The sequence below is a fragment of the Undibacterium sp. Ji50W genome, assembly GCF_049340445.1.
In the GTDB taxonomy this organism is placed as follows: Bacteria; Pseudomonadota; Gammaproteobacteria; order Burkholderiales; family Burkholderiaceae_D; genus Undibacterium.
On record NZ_JBMPOX010000002.1, the window covers coordinates 79729 to 96440 of the forward strand.

The following is a 16712-nucleotide window of genomic DNA, read 5'->3' on the forward strand; positions in this document are numbered from 1 at the left end:
ACGTTGCACGCGGTAAGAAACTGCTTCAAATCCCTGTGTTGTGCAGTGGAAGAAATAATGAAATTCAGAGCCGAGCCGTAATCTGCACCGCCAGTTCATGGAAGTCACAAGAAATTCGCCGCATTAGAAATTTGTAAAATGATTATTTGGGCAATTCAAGCTTGATCGCAATTTTTTTTGCTTAAGGTTGGAAATGGGCAGGCAAATTACCTTTCTCTTTCCTTCTCCCACAACACATCACTCCCCCCCGCATACCGGTTCAACACCCGGGACAACACAAACAGCAAATCCGACAAGCGATTCATATACTGTCTAGGTGCGTCATTGATGACCTCGGTATTGCCGACGCTGACGATGGCACGTTCGGCGCGGCGGCAGACGGTGCGGCAGACGTTGGCGATGGCCGCGGCGCGTGATCCGCCGGGCAGGATGAAGTCTTTGAGCGGTGGCAGGTCGGCATTGTATTTTTCTAGCAGGGCATCCAGCCTTGTCACCTGGGCTTCGGTGATCATGGTGTAGCCGGGGATGCAGAGTTCGCCGCCCATGTCGAACAGGTCATGCTGGATGGAAACCAGTTCATGTTTCATCTGCTCGGGCATGTCTTCGCACAGCAAGACGCCGATCTGGGAGTTGAGTTCGTCCACATCGCCCATGGCGTGTACGCGCAGGGCGTCTTTGGCGATGCGGCTGCCATCGCCCAGGCCGGTGGTACCGGCATCGCCGGTGCGTGTTGCAATTTTTGAGAGTCGATTACCCATGGCACATGAAATAAGGAGAGAAGTTGGAAAGGATACGGCAAATTCTGGCCGGACACAGCATAATAGAGCGCATCACGACTAGCCTGGAATGCATTATGAACCATCCTGCCCCTATCGCAAGCGTCAGAGCGCCTTTGCCAGCCAGCTTGTTGCACGCGCTGCAAAACCTGCTGGAAGACCGTTTCAGCACTGCCCAGGCGGTACGTGCGCATCATGGCCGCGACGAATCTTCTTATGACCCAATGCCGCCAGAAGGAGTGGCATTTGCCCAGACCACAGAAGAGGTGGCGGCTATTGTCAAGCTGTGCCATGAACAAGGGGTGCCAGTGATACCGTATGGTGCGGGGTCGTCGCTGGAAGGCCATATTCTGGCATTGCATGGTGGCATCACCATTGATTTATCGCAAATGAACAATATGGTAGCGGTGCACGCCGAAGATTTGACTGCTACTGTACAGGCCGGTGTCACCCGCAAGCAGTTGAATGTGGAGATTCGTGATACCGGCTTGTTTTTTCCAATCGACCCCGGTGCCGACGCCAGCCTGGGTGGTATGGCGGCAACCCGGGCCTCGGGTACCAATGCAGTACGATATGGCACCATGCGTGAAAACGTATTGGCGCTGACGGTGGTGACCGCAGACGGGCGCGTTATCCGCACCGGTTCACGCGCCAAGAAATCGTCTGCCGGTTACGATCTGACACGTATCTTTGTCGGCAGCGAAGGCACGCTGGGCATCATTACCGAAGTGACAGTCAGGCTCTATCCTTTGCCCGAGGCAATTTCGGCAGCGGTATGCAGTTTCCCGGATAATGCCGATGCGGTGAATACGGTGATACAAACCATACAGATGGGGGTGCCAATTGCGCGAGTAGAATTTCTGGATGCGAATGGTGTGCGTGCCATTAATGCGCATGACAAGCTGACCCTGCCTGTCAAGCCTTTGCTGCTGTTTGAATTCCATGGCAGCGAGCATGGCGTCAAGGAACAGGCGGAGCTGGTGCAGGAAATTGCCGCGGCCAATGGCGCCGGTGATTTTGAATGGGCGACCAAACCGGAAGAGCGTTCGCGTTTGTGGGCAGCCAGGCACAATGCCTATTTTGCGCTGTTGCAATTGCGTCCTGGTTCAAGGGCGATTTCCACAGACTGTTGTGTGCCGATTTCACGCCTGGCCGAATGCATCAGCGAAACCCAGATTGATTGTGAAAATCATGGCATCCTGTATTCCATCATTGGCCATGTCGGCGATGGTAATTTCCACGTATTGATGCTGGTTGACCCGGCCAGCAGTGAAGAAATTGCCACAGCCGAAGCCATCAACCAGCGCATGGTCAGCCGCGCCATTGCCATGGACGGTACCTGCACCGGTGAACATGGGGTGGGCATACACAAGATGGCTTTCCTGATCGAAGAACATGGGGCTGATGCCATTCACATGATGCGCATGCTGAAACGGGCTTTTGATCCAAAGAATATATTAAACCCGGGCAAGGTTGTTGCCTGGGATGAATGATTTTCCACACGGCATGCTTATTTGAATTACTTATTTGAACTACTTATCTGAGCTACTTCAGTAGTACTACAGATGCCCGTTTTGGCTGCTTTATTTTATGATGCAAGGCGCAGGGTTTTTTTACATCATGTAGTCGCCTGCATTGCAGCGTCGATTTTATGTCGTGGCAATCTTTTGGGGAATTTTGTGGGGCGGGGCTGGTCCATACAGGACTGCCAGCCCGGTTTGATCTGGTTTACACCCATTATTTATCTGGAATACGAATGGCAACACGTCTACCGCCAGTACATGCGCTTTCGGCTTTTGAAGCTGCGGCCCGCCATAGCTCGTTTGCTGTTGCGGCTGAAGAACTTTGTATTACACCATCTGCCCTGTCCCATCGCATACGTTTGCTGGAAGAGCATTTATGCGAGCGTGTGTTTGTCAGGGAAGGGCGCAGTGTCACCCTGACCGAATTTGGCCGCCGTTACCTGGATGTGGTGCGCGGGGCCTTGCGTACCCTGTCTGATTTCCCCTTGCCGAACAAGATTGCGCAAAACCAGTTACGGGTGAAGGTGACGGTGCCGCCGACGTTTGCGCGTTACATGTTCATGCCCAGGCTGGCCAGTTTTACCAGGCAATACCCGGAAATTGAAATCGAAGTGTTTCTGTTTGTACCGCTGTACGATCTCAGCCTGTCAGAAAGCGATGTCGAAGTGCGTTTCGGCGCTGGTGAATATCCTAACCTGGTGACCCGCAAATTATTTGTGGAACCCAGTTTTGTGGTGGCCAGCCCGGCTTATCTGAAAACCTTACCTGCCATGCAGACACCGGCTGATCTGCGGCATGCCAAATTATTGCGTTCTGCGCTGGAACCCTGGCAGCCCTGGTTTGAAGTGGCGGGGCTGGATTGGCCAGAACCTACAACGGGCCTGCGTGTGGATGACCTGGGGTTGTTGCTGGAAGCGATCAAGCATGGCCACGGCATAGGTCTGACACGCCAGCATTTTGCGCAAGAGATGATACGCCGTGGTGATGTGGTCAGGGTGTTTGAAACCCAGTTGGCAACACCGCCGCATTCGTATTATCTGGTGCATGAGGCACAGGCGAATATCCGCCCAGAAGTGCAGTTGTTTATTGACTGGATGCAAGCCACGTATCAGCAGGTGTAATAGCCGGTGTCATAGTCGGTGTAATATCGGACATCACAGCGGACATCGCATCGGGCATCACACCCTGCAAAGGCTGGCTGGGTGGTTTTTGCATGGCTATCCATTTATCCAGCGGCATGGGGCGGGCAAACAAAAAGCCTTGCATTGACTCACAGCCGTTGGCGATCAGGAAATCGGCCTGTTCCTTGGTTTCCACCCCTTCGGCGACCACGCGCAAGCCCAGGTGCGATGCCATCGACAATATCGACTGCACGATGGCCGTGTCATTGGCATCGTCTGGCGTATCCTGGACAAAGCTCCTGTCGATTTTCAGTTCATACAGAGGCAGTTTTTTCAGGTAAGCCAGGCTGGAATAGCCAGTGCCGAAATCATCAATCGAGAAACGTATGCCCAGCTTGGTCAATTCGACCATGCGGGCGATGGTGTCATGCAGGTTGTCTATGAGCAGGCCTTCGGTCACTTCCAGTATCAGTCTGGCTGGCGGTGCACCGGTGTTTTTCAATACCTGCTTGACCTTCTCTACAAAATCCACCTGGCGGAATTGTTTGGGGCTGACATTGACGGACAGCGGTATGTCCCAGCCTGCCTGTTCCAGTTGCAGCAGCGCCAGGCAACCCTGTTCCATCACCCAGTCGCCCAGGCGCAAGATCATGCCGGATTCTTCTGCCACCGGAATAAAGATGGCGGGTGAGATGGGGCCGCGTTCCGGGTGCGTCCAGCGCATCAGCATTTCGCCGCCAACGGGTTTGCCCATACGGTCAACCTGGGGCTGTATATGCATTTGCAGTTGGCCGCCAGAGATGGCTTCGCTGAGTTCGCGTTCTACCGTCAGTCTTTGTTCCACTTCAGACTGCATGCCGGTTTCGTAGAAGGCAATCTGATTCCTGCCACAGGATTTGGCGCGGAACATGGCTGTATCGGCTTCCCGCAATAAATCATGGGCACCCTGGTTTTCACGCGGCAACAGGGTGATACCTATGCTGCAGGTGACGTTGTACTGCAAGCTATTGATATCAAAAAACTGCGAGATGGTATGACGGATTTTTTCTGCCACCGCCTGCGCCGCATGGGCACCGACGGTCACGTCGTTGGACACATGGCAGAGCAGCACCACAAATTCGTCACCCCCTATATGGGCTACCGTATCGACTTCCCGCAGGGACTGGCTGAGTCTTCCTGCCACCTGTATCAGCAAGGCATCACCGACAGCATGGCCGCGTGCATCATTGATGTATTTGAAGTGATCCAGGTCAATGAACAGTACCGCACTGAACATATTGCTGCGCCTGGCTGTCGCCAGCAGGATGCTCATCCTGTCGAGCAGCAGGCGGCGGTTGGGCAAACCTGTCAGTACATCAAAATAGGCCAGCCTGTGGATATGTTCCTGGGCTTTCTTGCGTTCACTGATATCGCGCCCGGTTGCTACCCAGTGCGTATACTGACCGGCATCGTTGGCCAGGGGCACGACATCGGCTTCCATCCAGAATTCATTGCCATCACGGGTATAGCAGATCAACTCTATATGCACTGATTCGCAGGTGATCAGGGCATGGTTCAGGCGATCCAGTTCTTCTGGCTGGGTGCGCGGGCCCTGCAAAAATACCGGGGATCTGTCGATCACTTCGATGCTGCTAAAGCCAGTCTGATGTACAAAGGCATCATTCACAAAGACAATTTTCAGGCGACGTTTGCCGATGGCATCGGCATCCACATGAATGATCATGACCATATCGTTGAGTCTGGCGACGGCGGCAACGATCAGACGCAATTCTTCATTGGCCATGCGCAGCGACGATTGCCCCAATTGCAGTGATGCGGCGATCACGCGCTGCTGTTCCAGGCTGCCGTCCAGTCTCTGCAGCAGGACGCCGCAAGAGATCGCCATGACGGCGGCAATAAAGGTGAAATTGATGGTGACGATGACCAGCCGCAAAAAGGGATGGGAATCAAAACCGTAGACATGCAGGCTGGGGTCGGCCAGGTAACCAACTACCAACAGGCTGAGTGCAGACAGAAACAGGGCCTGCATGGCATGCCGCAGGTTGAGCAACAGGGATGTCAATACCGGAAAAGCCATCAGGTAAATCAGGCCGGTCAGCCCCACCTTGATCAAAAACCAGACACCCAGCAAATACAGGAACAGCAAAAAGTTCCAGGCGCGCTGGCGGTAGTTCAGAAACGGCAGGCGCCATATGGTGGCCACCCAGATCAGGGCAAAGATATCAACCACCACCACCGACCACAGGTTTTCACTGATGGCCAGGACGATGCTGGGGATGGCAGTAGCAGAGCCCAGGGCCAGTACAAAGAAGAGAATGGCTGACAACACTTGCTCGCGCCACTGATGAGTCTCATTCAGCGACGAAGGGGGGAGCAAATAATAATTACGGATGAATTGAAAAACAGTCATCAATGCTGTCCTTCTGAAATCAGTCCCAGAGCAAGCCACGCTCAGTTTACAGGCCGAATAATAATACTATACCAACTTAGTGTTTAATTCAGGAAATATATGCACTGCACAATTTTCAGATGAGCTTATGTACTTATATGTGTCAAATAGGTCAACACGCCCTGGAAAACATACTAACACTACCTCAAAACAAGCTTGTGATTGAATGGTTACGGCTAATTCAAGGCTTAGCTTTAGAGGCGCCGATATTGCTTGTTGTTAAGAAAACATTTTTATCTTGTCTTTAATCAACGTTTTTGCCAGCGGATGCAGACCATAGCGCAAACCATTGTTCACGACTGAGTTGTACCGCTGTCGCCTGTACGGCTTCGGCCACGGCGGCGATTCTGCCCGAGCCGGTCAATACCATCGGTGACGCTGGATGTTTCAGTACCCATGCTAACGCCACTATGCTGGGTGCTACATCCAGTTCGCCGGCGATGCGCTGCAATACCTGGCTGATGCGCTGGCCCTGTTCGCTCTGTTCATTGGCGGGCAGCATCAATTGTCCGCCACCGAGGGCTGACCAGACCATGGGGGCAATGCGCAGGCGCTGGCATTGATCCAGGCTGCCATCCAGTAGGGGCTGCATATGCAGCAGGGACAACTCTATCTGATTGGTCACCAGCGGGAAGCGTGAGTTCAGCAAATCAAATTGTGCAGGCGTGAAATTCGATACACCAAAATGCTTTACCTTGCCGCTGTCTTGCAACTGGCGAAATGCCCCGGCTATTTCATCCGCATTCATCAGCGGGTCTGGACGATGGATCAGCAGCAGGTCCAACTGGTCTATCTGCATGGCACACAATGATTGCTCGGCAGAGGCAATGATGTTGGTCGCGCTGGTGTCGTAATGCTGGATGCCATGGCTGGGGCGCTGGTCTGATACCAGCTTGATGCCGCATTTGCTGACAAACTGCAACTGCCGACGCAGGTGCGGGGCGAGTGCCAACGCTTCGCCGAGCAGGGTTTCGCTCAGGTAATTGCCATAGATGTCAGCCTGGTCCACGGTAGTGATGCCCAGCGCCAGGGCCTGTTCCAGAAAGCTGACTCTTTGTTCCGCGGACATTTTCCAGTGACCCAGGCGCCACAGGCCAAGCACGATGCGGGAAAATTCAGGGCCGGCCGGTGCAACTTGCTGGCGTGGGCTGATGGTCTTTGTATTGGTCGTCATGGCTGGCCGCTTATTCTTTGATGGTGATGCAGGCTTATGCCTGTTGTAGCTGTTTGAGTGTCGCTATCAGGTCATCGCGGGTGGTATAGCCAGATGCAATCATGTGCAAGGCATCCTGATGCACCAGCAACAAGGCCGGGAAGCCGCGTATACCCCAGCGCTGGCTTTGTTCAAAGTCTTGCCTTGCATCAGCCATGGTCATGGGGGACAGCATGGTTTCGTGAAAGCTGATGGCGTCATAGCTGTCGGCACCTTCGACCGCATTCAGGGCGGTGACAGCAATCCCGGATAGTACGCCTATATCCGTCACGTCTTTGCCTTCGGCATAAAAGGCATGCTGTATGGCATGAAACACTTTCAGGACGGCATCGCTGGATGCTTCATCCACCAGGGTGCGGGCTGCAACCACTGCACGGCAGGCGGGTTCGGTGTCATAGATGAAGCCAGGTTGTGACATGGCATCGCTGGCGAAGGGCAGGCCGCTTCTTTCTTCCACGTGTTTCCAGTGACTCAGGATGGTGGTCCGGGTGGTCTCGTCCAGCACTTGCTGGTTATAGGCGCGCAAGCCACCCAGTACCAGATCAAGCCGGCTGTCGGGTACAGCATCCAGCAAGGCTTGCAATTCGGGGCCAAAGCCATAGCACCATGAACACATGGGGTCGGCAACATAAATAAGGTGTGTCATCACTTGCTCTCATTGGTGGGCATCAGGCGGTTATTGTATAGAAAGTCGTTGCGTCTGACAGCCAGCAAGAATTTTGCTTGTCCCACCATTTTTTTGTTCATTTTTTGTTGATGCAAGAGCTAAGGGTGCAGGCATCCGGGATTGCTGCACTGCCATTTTTTCATGATGGCATGACAAGTAAAGGCATAAATTTTTGCAGTTCAGGTATAATTCCCGGTTCTGTCCAAAATTTCCTCTTCAAGGCGTTTGATCGTTTGAATTTTCGTCGGGATTGAAAGTCCTGCCGAAACAGGTTTTTGTGGATTCTTTCTCTCTTAGGTTGGTGCAAATTAATTTGGGGGGTGGGGATGTCCGATCTGGCTTCTTTGTCTACACTCGCGCGTTCTGACGCGCAACTTCCGGTTTACGTGTATTTTGATGAAACGCTGTTACAGCGCGAAATCAAAGAATTATTCCAGTCTGGTCCGCGTTATGTCGGCCATGAACTGATGGTGCCCCATGTCGGCGACTTTGCTACGCTGGCTTCTGAAAACGAAGGCCGCATGCTGGTACGCAGCGCCCAGGGCATAGAACTGATGTCGAATGTCTGCCGTCACCGGCAGGCATTGATGTTCAATGGCCGTGGCAATACCAATAATATTGTCTGCCCCTTGCATCGCTGGACCTATGACCTGAAAGGCGAGCTGATTGGCGCGCCACATTTTGCCGATACCCCTTGCTTGAATTTGCAACGCACGCCGCTGCAAAACTGGAATGGCCTGCTGTTCGAGCAAAACGGCTATAACGTCATGGAACGCATGGCTAATCTCAGCGTTACCAAAGACCTGGATTTTAGTGATTACATGCTCGACCATGTCGAAGTGCATGAATGTGATTACAACTGGAAGACTTTCATTGAAGTCTATCTGGAAGATTATCACGTCGAACCCTTTCATCCTGGCCTGGGCAGCTTTGTCGCTTGCGATGATCTGCAGTGGGAATTTGGCGAGGATTACAGCGTACAAACCGTGGGCGTCAACAAGGGTTTGCTGAAGTCCGGTTCCGACACTTATCAACGCTGGCAAGAGCAGGTGCTGAAGTTCCGTCATGGCGAGACACCTAAGTACGGCGCGATCTGGCTGACCCTGTACCCGAATATCATGGTTGAATGGTATCCGCATGTGCTGGTGGTATCGACCCTGTGGCCAACAGCAACCGGCAAGACCCGCAATGTAGTCGAATTTTATTATCCGGAAGAAATTGTCCTGTTTGAACGCGAATTTATCGCCGCCGAACGCGCCGCCTACATGGAAACCTGTGTGGAGGATGATGAAATCGCTTTGCGCATGGATGCCGGGCGCAAGATCTTGCTGGATCGCGGTGTCAGTGAAGTCGGGCCGTATCAGTCACCCATGGAAGATGGCATGCAGCACTTCCATGAATGGTATCGAAGAAAAATTGCAGTTTGAAGTATTTCAATAGGGGAGGCGTGTGCCTCCCTTAACTTTTGGAGCAAAGGTATATGCAGTCTTTATGGATGCTGGTTGCCAGCTTTCTGTTTTCCATCATGGGTGTCTGCGTCAAGCTGGCATCGGTTGATTATTCAACCTCTGAAATTGTGGCGTATCGCGGCATGATAGGCATGCTGATGATTGCCATGCTGGTGAGCTGGCAGGGTGGCACCTTGCGTACCCGCATGCCCTATCATCATGTGGGGCGCGGCCTGATTGGTGTCATCGCGCTGTGGATGTGGTTTTATGCCATTGGCAAATTGCCGCTGGCGATGGCGGTGACACTGAATTACATGTCACCCATCTGGATCGCCGCCATGTTGCTGGGGGCAGCCTGGTGGCGCAGGCAACCCGGGCTGACCTGGTAACCGGTAGCGGCCATCCTCATGGGTTTTGTGGGCGTGGTTTTTCTGCTGCGGCCCAGCATTCATGCCGACCAGGTCATCGGCGGTGTCATTGCCCTGATTTCTGGCATGCTGGCGGCCTGGGCTTATATGCAGGTCAGGCAGATGGGCTTGATGGGCGAACCTGAATACCGCGTGGTATTCTATTTTTCCATGACCTGTGCCGTGGCCGGCCTGGCTGGCACGGTGTTCAGCAAATCCATCGGTGCCATGGGCAGCAATGCGCAAAACATCGTCTGGCATCACCTCGATACCAAGGGCATCCTGTTGCTGCTTGCCATCGGCCTGATAGCGGCGATGGCACAGATGGCCATGACACGCGCCTATCGCCTGGGTAATACCCTGGTCACGGCCAATCTGCAATATGTGGGTATTGTGTTTTCCAGTTTGTGGGACGTGCTGATCTGGGAAGAAAGCCTGGCCTGGTTAAGCTGGCTTGGCATTGCTGTGATTTTATGCAGTGGCCTGATCGCCACCTTTTATAATGCGAAGACCAATACCGCCCCTATGCCCAGCGACGCCATCAGTTCGGAATAAAATGCCGGTCTTTCCCCCGTGATGGCGAGCGATTTATTTTTCAGGAGATAAAGATGTACACGACTTTGATCAGTGCAAGCGACCTGGCCCCTCATATTGAACGCAGTAATTGGGTGGTGCTGGATTGCCGCCATGATTTGATGGATACCAATGCCGGGCAGGCTGCCTATGACCTGGGGCATATCCCGGGCGCACAGTTTGTGCATCTTGATCAGCGTCTGTCGGCAGCCAAAATCGGGCCGGACGGTGTTTTTCGTGGCCGCCACCCTTTGCCGGAAAAAGGTGATTTCATCGCCAGCCTGCGTAACCTGGGCGTGAATGATGATAGCCAGGTGGTCGTGTATGACGCGCATGGCGGCATGTTTGCGGCGCGCCTGTGGTGGATGCTGCGTTGGGTCGGACATGCCGACGTTGCCGTGCTGGATGGTGGTTTGCCTGTATGGCAGGCCGCAGGCTTGCCGGTAAGCACTGCGGTGCCAGCTATTGGTGGCTGTGGCAACATCAGTGACAAGCCAGCCCTGGTTGGTTCAGTCGAAGTCAGTCAGGTGTTGGCAAATATCAGCAAGCCCACCAGGACAGTCGTTGACGCCCGTGCCGCTGACCGCTTCCGTGGTGAGAATGAAACCATGGACCCGGTCGGTGGTCATATCCCCGGTGCAAAAAACCGCTTCTTCAAAGACAACCTGCAAGCCGATGGCCGCTTTAAACCAGCCGCACAATTGCGCGAAGAATGGATGGCCATCGTCAGCGATGCCACCCAGGCCATCATGCAATGCGGCTCTGGCGTGACGGCTTGCCATAACCTGCTGGCGCTGGAAGTGGCAGGCATGCACGGCGCGGCTTTGTATCCGGGATCGTGGAGTGAATGGTGTGCAGATGCCTCGCGACCTGTGGAGCGTTGAGTCAAGCCTGAATCGCAAAAAAGAGATAGCCTCAAAATCGTCACTCCTGCGCAGGCATACTGTTGTCAGTAATAACGTGCTTGAAAAAAAATGACTGATAAATCCCCTCCCTTTCAAGGGGAGGGTTAGGGTGGGGATGGGTTTCGGTTGATCAATCCGCAATCGAATTGCACAAGAAACCCATCCCCATCCCAACCTTCCCCTTGAAGGGGAAGGAGTTAAAACAAATTTGCGACAGAAACCTATCTCCATCCCAACCTGTTCACTGCGTAGCTTGCTAGCTGCTTAGATTCTGTCGGCACAATGCAAAAAAAAGGGGAGCAGGGCATCACCGGTGACTGGTCACAAACAACACCAGCACCACGCCCAGTGACACCAGCAGAATCTGCGGTATGGTTTCTTTCAGTGTGGCCCGCCGCTGCATTTGCGGCATCAGATCACTGACGGCAATATAGATAAAGCCGGAAGAGGCAAACACCAGCACATAGGGGATCATGCCGCTGGCGTTTTCCAGTGTGAAATAACCTATCACGCCACCGACTACACCCATCATGCTGCAGATCAGGTTGTATATATAGGCACGGGTGCGGCTGAAACCGGCATTCAGCAAGACAATGAAGTCGCCTATTTCCTGCGGGATTTCATGCGCAATAATGGCCAGACCGGTGACCAGGCCAAGCTTGGGATTCGCCAAAAAGGCAGCCGCAATCAAAATGCCATCGGTGAAATTATGCAGGCCATCTCCCACCAGTATCATCCAGCCGGCACGACCTGCTTCATGCGCATCATGTCCATGCTCATGGTGGTGACCGTCCCCTTCATGATGGTGCGAGTGGCGTAGTATCGCAAACTTTTCCAGCAAAAAGAAAGCCAGCAAGCCGCCCAGCAGGCAGGCAAACAGGGTGCGGGTGTCGGCACCGGATTCAAACGCTTCAGGCAGGGCATGCAGCAAAGAGGTGGATAGCATGATGCCCACCGACAGGCTGACCATGCGCTCTACCACTTTGGACAAGAGAGAAAACGAAAAAATGGCGGCAGCCGTGATGCTTAAAACACCGGCAACGGTGGTGGCAAACAGGATGGATAACAGCGTGGAATGAATTTTAAGCCTCAGGAATTTGCAACCAGGTTGCAAATTAAAGCATATTGTGGGGTTTTCTGCAAATCTGGATTGCTGCAGTACGCCCTACACCACGGCTGTCCGCATGGTTACAAACTCTTCTGCAATCGTCGGATGCACACCTATCGTGGCATCCAGCTGTGCCTTGGTGACACCACATTGCATGGCTACGGCAAAGCCCTGGATGATTTCACCGGCATCTGCACCCACCATGTGCATGCCCAGCACGCGGTCGGTGTCGCCATCGACGACTATCTTCATCAGGCAGCGCTCAGTTGAACCCGACATCGTATGCTTGAGTGCCTTGAATTCGCTTTTGAAGATTTTGACGTGAGCATGTTTTTCCCGCGCCCTGGCTTCAGTCTGACCCAGGGTTGCGACATTCGGGTGGCTGAATACTGCTGTCGGAATATTTTCATACGACATCAGCTTGTGCCCATGCTGGAACAGGTTGGCGGCGACTATCATGCCTTCGGCCAATGCCACCGGGGTCAGGGCCACGCGGTCGATGACATCACCGATCGCATAGATATTGTCGACGTTGGTGGCAAAGTGTTCGTTGACGATGATGGAGTTATTTTCCCGTACCTGCACGCCGGCGTTTTCCAGCCCCAGGCCTTTGACGTTCGGCTGGCGGCCAGTGGCAAACAGCACGCAATCACTATCGAGCGTGCGGCCATCGCTGAGCGCAACGCGCTTGCTGTTGCCGTTGGCTGTGATGGACAGGATTTTGGTGTCGAGTGCTATCTCCACGCCCTTTTTGTGCATTTCATTGATCAGGAAATAGCCCAGATCACTATCCATGGTACGCAATATCTGGTTGCCACGCTGCACCAGCGTCACCTTGCAACCGAGGCCATTCAAGATGGATGCCAGTTCTACCGCGATATAGCCACCACCTTGTACCACCGCATGCCGTGGCAAGGCAGGCAAGTGAAAGAAGTCATCCGAGGTGATGCCCAGTTCGCTGCCCGGCAATGCTGGCCGCACAGGGTGGCCACCGGTGGCGATCAGGATATGGTGGGCGCGATAGCTTTGTCCATTGACGACGACGGTATGCGCATCCAGTATCTGCGCATGGCCGGCGATGACATGTACTTTGGCCGTTGCCAGAATCTGGCTGTAGATGGTGTTGAGCCTGGCGATTTCCCTGTCCTTGTTGGCGATCAGGGTGGGCCAGTCGAAGCGCTGTTCTCCAAGGCTCCAGCCGAAACCGGCAGCCTCTTCAAAATCGGCGTGGAAATGCGCCGCATAAGACATCAATTTTTTGGGGATGCAACCGGCGTTCACGCAAGTGCCACCCAGCGGACCTGCCTCTGCCAATGCCACCCGCGCACCATACTGCGCTGCAAAGCGGCTGGCACGCACACCACCAGAACCGCCGCCTATCGTGAATAAATCATAGTCGTACGTATGCATGGTGGTCCTTGAGTTGCGGTGATGGTGTCAGGCAGATTCCTTATGCATATCAATGGAACCCGCCTGAGATTGGCTACACGGTATGGCTGTTGTAGCGAGGGATTAAAATCAAACGACGCCATTCGCCTTGAACCAGGCCAGGCAACGGTTCCAGCCGTCTTTGGCATCGGCTTCATTGTAGCTGGGGCGATAGTCGGCATTAAAGGCGTGGCCAGAATTTTCATACACCTTGAATTCTGATTTGCTGTTACCTTTTTTGAGTTCGACTTCCATCTTGAAGACGGATTCAACCGGGATGCCCTGATCTTTGGCACCATACAGACCCAGCACCGGTGTTTTCAGTCCGGCAGCGATATCGATAGGGTGTTTCGGTGTCAATGCAGTGGCATCACCCAGCAATTTGCCATACCAGGCGACGCCGGCTTTGACGTTGGGGTTATGCGCAGAATACATCCAGGTAATGCGGCCACCCCAGCAAAAGCCGGTGATACCCAGGCGCTTGGTGTCGCCGCCATTGCTGCCAGCCCAGGCGACTGCGGCATCCAGGTCACCCATGACTTGCGCATCCGGCACTTTGGAAATAATTTCCTTGATCAATACGGCGACGCTTTCAGCATTCTTGGCATCGCCCTGGCGCACAAACAATTCAGGCGCAATCGCCAGATAACCCTGCTTGGCAAAACGGCGCGCGACATCGGCGATATGTTCATGCACACCAAAAATCTCGGAGATCACCAGCACTACCGGCAAATTGCTCTTGCCTTCAGGTTTGACAAAATACATGGGCACATCTGCGCCAGCCACGCTCAATTTGGTCACGCCATCGGTCAAACCGGTACGGTCGGTCTTGATCATGGTTTGTGCACATACCGGCGCTACCGCTGCGGCAAAGCCTACCCCCACTGCTGTTTGCATGAAACTGCGGCGGTTGACCGTGGTGTTGTCTTCGCTGCTACCAACCAGGCTATTAAAATCTTCGCGATACTGCATGGTGTTCTCCTATATGTATTCGTTGATACAGTTAAGTATATGAAACCCCGGACAAAACAGGAATGAATTGTACAACTGATTCAGAGAACTTACCTGTAAGGGGCGGTATTGCCGCTATTGCTTATGAACGTTGCTTACGAACATTGCTTACGGTTCTGGCAAAACCGATGGCAAGCAGCCAGCTACACAGCAGCTTCTTTTGATCATGGTTTGGCATCGCACAGGGTGGGTTATATCGGTGGATACTGCACCGGTTTTTATCGTAGCCAGAGATAAGCTCGTGTAAGATAGGTATCCATATCTATGCAAAGAAAACAGCAATGACTTTAATGGACACCCTGGGTGCCGTGATCTTTGGCCTGGCCTTGCTGCACACCTTCAGCGCCAAGTTTTTTGAAGTGCTGGCGCATCGCCATGCCCGCCATGCAGGACTGTTTCATTTATTGGGCGAGGTGGAAGTCGTATTCGGTTTTTGGGCTTTTGTGCTGGTCGTCGTCATGGCGCTGGTATCTGGTAGCAGCGCTGCGGTGACTTATGCCGAGTCACGTCAATATACAGAACCGCTGTTTGTATTCGTTGTGATGGTGGTGGCTGCATCACGTCCCGTACTTGAGATAATGGGGCGTGTACTGCGGGGTATGGCCAGTTTCGTTCCCTTGCCGGATGCGCTTGCCATGGTCTGGTTTGGTCTGGCCGTCGTTCCCTTGCTGGGTTCCCTGGTTACTGAGCCGGCGGCGATGACCCTGGCGGCACTGATACTGGCCCCCAGGATATTTCGCCAGGGCATATCTGAATGGCTGAAATATGCAGCGCTGGGGGTATTGTTTGTTAATGTTTCCATTGGTGGCACGCTGACCTCGTATGCCGCGCCGCCGGTGCTGATGGTGGCATCGGCCTGGCAGTGGGACAGTGCTTTCATGCTGGCGAGTTTCGGCTGGAAAGCCGCTGTTGCCGTACTGTTCAATGCCACTGTCGTGACACGGTTATTGCGCAAGCAGATCACTGGCGATGACAGTACAGATGAAAAGCACAATCAACCAGTACCGCTGATCGTCAGCCTGATACACCTGACCTTTCTGGCGGGTGTGATCTTGTTTGCGCATCACCCTGTATTTTTCCTTGGATTATTTCTGTTCTTCATGGGGTATACCCAGGCCTATGAACGCCATCAGAATCCCTTGATTTTGAAAGAGGGTTTGCTGGTAGGTTTTTTTCTTGCGGGCCTGGTGGTGTTGGGAGGCATGCAGCAATGGTGGTTGCAGCCCATCGTATCCAGCCTGAAACCACACACCCTGTTTTTTGCTGCACTTGGCCTGACGGCGATTACCGACAATGCTGCGCTGACCTACCTGGGATCTTTGATCGCAGGTCTGAGTGAACAAGCCAAATACCTGTTGGTCGCCGGCGCCGTCGCCGGTGGCGGCCTGACCGTCATTGCCAATGCTCCCAATCCGGCAGGTGTGGCTTTATTGAAGCGTGGTTTCAACGACGAATCCATCAGTGCATTGGGTTTGCTGCTGGGTGCCTTGCCGCCGACTGCGGTCGCTGCATTGATGTTTTTAATCTGATTCGCATTGACTGTTTCTTATAAATTTGTTGAAATTTTTTATGCGTTCCAAAGTCATGCAGGGTAGATAGATTTCACAAAACGTGTTTTCACCTACACTGAAAATGTGAGATACACAGGGCAAGTTCAGTTGTAGGCGTTGTCTGACAGACGCAGTCCCGCAATACCGCTACAATACATAAAGTGTGTATGACACAAGTAATCCACACATGATGCATATGCACTTGCATGATTTATGCAAGACGGCAATAAATCAGACCCAATGCAGGGCACGATTCGGTGCCAGTCAAGTGAAAACCGTCTTTTTGATGGAAACCGCGTAGCGGTTTTTTGGCGACAATAATGAACTCAAAGAGAGAAATGGCATATCAGTGTCAGGCAGGACATCGCGCTTTTTTTTCGCCAATGCCAGGACGTATCCTGTCACTCTGATGATTGAAGAAGCAGAGTATCTGTGATTTGTCGTGCTCCCTGATTAGCGAGAAAGATTTTTTCCGTATTGCGTATTTTTACCTTGATTTGCACGTAATGCTTTTGGTTTTATCAGATATGGAT

Annotated in this window: 12 protein-coding genes and 1 pseudogene; 6 read left to right on the plus strand and 7 right to left on the minus strand. The window is 53.2% G+C overall.

Features of this window, described 5'->3' with window-relative positions:
* Positions 1-206 precede the first annotated feature (206 nt).
* A complete protein-coding gene (locus ACO0K9_RS05635; RefSeq protein ID WP_422982675.1) occupies positions 207-758 on the minus strand; it encodes a cob(I)yrinic acid a,c-diamide adenosyltransferase in 552 nt (183 codons plus the stop codon).
* Between the two features lie 95 nt (positions 759-853).
* Here ACO0K9_RS05635 and ACO0K9_RS05640 point away from each other — a divergent pair, with 95 nt between their 5' ends.
* Positions 854-2269, plus strand: coding sequence for an FAD-binding oxidoreductase (locus tag ACO0K9_RS05640; RefSeq protein ID WP_422982677.1), 1416 nt, complete (start codon positions 854-856; stop codon positions 2267-2269).
* Positions 2270-2532: 263 nt separating this feature from the next.
* On the plus strand, positions 2533-3420 hold the full coding sequence (locus ACO0K9_RS05645) for a LysR substrate-binding domain-containing protein (protein WP_422982679.1): 888 nt from the start codon (positions 2533-2535) through the stop codon (positions 3418-3420).
* On the opposite strand, the gene ACO0K9_RS05650 is transcribed toward ACO0K9_RS05645, so the two are convergent.
* The 3 genes from ACO0K9_RS05650 to ACO0K9_RS05660 form a co-directional block, all read right to left on the minus strand.
* Positions 3383-5830, minus strand: a complete 2448-nt coding sequence (locus tag ACO0K9_RS05650; RefSeq protein WP_422982681.1) for a putative bifunctional diguanylate cyclase/phosphodiesterase — start codon at positions 5828-5830, stop codon at positions 3383-3385. The genes ACO0K9_RS05645 and ACO0K9_RS05650 overlap by 38 nt on opposite strands.
* Before the next feature lie 283 nt (positions 5831-6113).
* The gene (locus tag ACO0K9_RS05655; RefSeq protein WP_422982683.1) at positions 6114-7043 is read right to left on the minus strand and encodes an aldo/keto reductase; all 930 of its coding nucleotides are present in this window, start codon (positions 7041-7043) and stop codon (positions 6114-6116) included.
* Positions 7044-7077: 34 nt separating this feature from the next.
* Entirely contained in the window at positions 7078-7728 is a 651-nt protein-coding gene (locus ACO0K9_RS05660) for a DsbA family protein (RefSeq protein WP_422982685.1), read from the minus strand.
* A 347-nt stretch (positions 7729-8075) separates the two neighbouring features.
* On the opposite strand from ACO0K9_RS05660, the gene ACO0K9_RS05665 reads away from it, so the two are divergent.
* From ACO0K9_RS05665 to ACO0K9_RS05675, 3 genes and pseudogenes are all read left to right on the plus strand, one after another.
* A complete protein-coding gene (locus tag ACO0K9_RS05665) occupies positions 8076-9176 on the plus strand; it encodes an aromatic ring-hydroxylating oxygenase subunit alpha (RefSeq protein ID WP_422982687.1) in 1101 nt (366 codons plus the stop codon).
* A 53-nt stretch (positions 9177-9229) separates the two neighbouring features.
* A pseudogene (locus tag ACO0K9_RS05670) lies at positions 9230-10159 on the plus strand (DMT family transporter).
* A 53-nt stretch (positions 10160-10212) separates the two neighbouring features.
* Positions 10213-11061 (plus strand): sulfurtransferase, encoded by an 849-nt coding sequence (locus ACO0K9_RS05675; RefSeq protein WP_422982689.1) that lies wholly within the window; start codon positions 10213-10215, stop codon positions 11059-11061.
* 328 nt (positions 11062-11389) lie between these two features.
* On the opposite strand, the gene ACO0K9_RS05680 is transcribed toward ACO0K9_RS05675, so the two are convergent.
* From ACO0K9_RS05680 to ACO0K9_RS05690, 3 genes are all read right to left on the minus strand, one after another.
* The gene (locus tag ACO0K9_RS05680) at positions 11390-12139 is read right to left on the minus strand and encodes a ZIP family metal transporter (protein WP_422983167.1); all 750 of its coding nucleotides are present in this window, start codon (positions 12137-12139) and stop codon (positions 11390-11392) included.
* Positions 12140-12247: 108 nt separating this feature from the next.
* Positions 12248-13600 (minus strand): glutathione-disulfide reductase, encoded by a 1353-nt coding sequence (gene gorA / locus ACO0K9_RS05685; protein WP_422982691.1) that lies wholly within the window; start codon positions 13598-13600, stop codon positions 12248-12250.
* A gap of 108 nt (positions 13601-13708) precedes the next feature.
* Positions 13709-14590 (minus strand): dienelactone hydrolase family protein, encoded by an 882-nt coding sequence (locus tag ACO0K9_RS05690; protein ID WP_422982693.1) that lies wholly within the window; start codon positions 14588-14590, stop codon positions 13709-13711.
* A 320-nt stretch (positions 14591-14910) separates the two neighbouring features.
* On the opposite strand from ACO0K9_RS05690, the gene ACO0K9_RS05695 reads away from it, so the two are divergent.
* Entirely contained in the window at positions 14911-16158 is a 1248-nt protein-coding gene (locus ACO0K9_RS05695) for a putative Na+/H+ antiporter (RefSeq protein WP_422982695.1), read from the plus strand.
* Positions 16159-16712: the final 554 nt, after the last annotated feature.

Coding starts and splice junctions, on each gene's coding strand:
- ACO0K9_RS05635 (WP_422982675.1), bottom strand. CDS start 758: ATGGGTAATCGACTCTCAAAAATTGCAACACGCACCGGCGATGCCGGT.
- ACO0K9_RS05640 (WP_422982677.1), top strand. CDS start 854: ATGAACCATCCTGCCCCTATCGCAAGCGTCAGAGCGCCTTTGCCAGCC.
- ACO0K9_RS05645 (WP_422982679.1), top strand. CDS start 2,533: ATGGCAACACGTCTACCGCCAGTACATGCGCTTTCGGCTTTTGAAGCT.
- ACO0K9_RS05650 (WP_422982681.1), bottom strand. CDS start 5,830: ATGACTGTTTTTCAATTCATCCGTAATTATTATTTGCTCCCCCCTTCG.
- ACO0K9_RS05655 (WP_422982683.1), bottom strand. CDS start 7,043: ATGACGACCAATACAAAGACCATCAGCCCACGCCAGCAAGTTGCACCG.
- ACO0K9_RS05660 (WP_422982685.1), bottom strand. CDS start 7,728: ATGACACACCTTATTTATGTTGCCGACCCCATGTGTTCATGGTGCTAT.
- ACO0K9_RS05665 (WP_422982687.1), top strand. CDS start 8,076: ATGTCCGATCTGGCTTCTTTGTCTACACTCGCGCGTTCTGACGCGCAA.
- ACO0K9_RS05675 (WP_422982689.1), top strand. CDS start 10,213: ATGTACACGACTTTGATCAGTGCAAGCGACCTGGCCCCTCATATTGAA.
- gorA (WP_422982691.1), bottom strand. CDS start 13,600: ATGCATACGTACGACTATGATTTATTCACGATAGGCGGCGGTTCTGGT.
- ACO0K9_RS05690 (WP_422982693.1), bottom strand. CDS start 14,590: ATGCAGTATCGCGAAGATTTTAATAGCCTGGTTGGTAGCAGCGAAGAC.
- ACO0K9_RS05695 (WP_422982695.1), top strand. CDS start 14,911: ATGACTTTAATGGACACCCTGGGTGCCGTGATCTTTGGCCTGGCCTTG.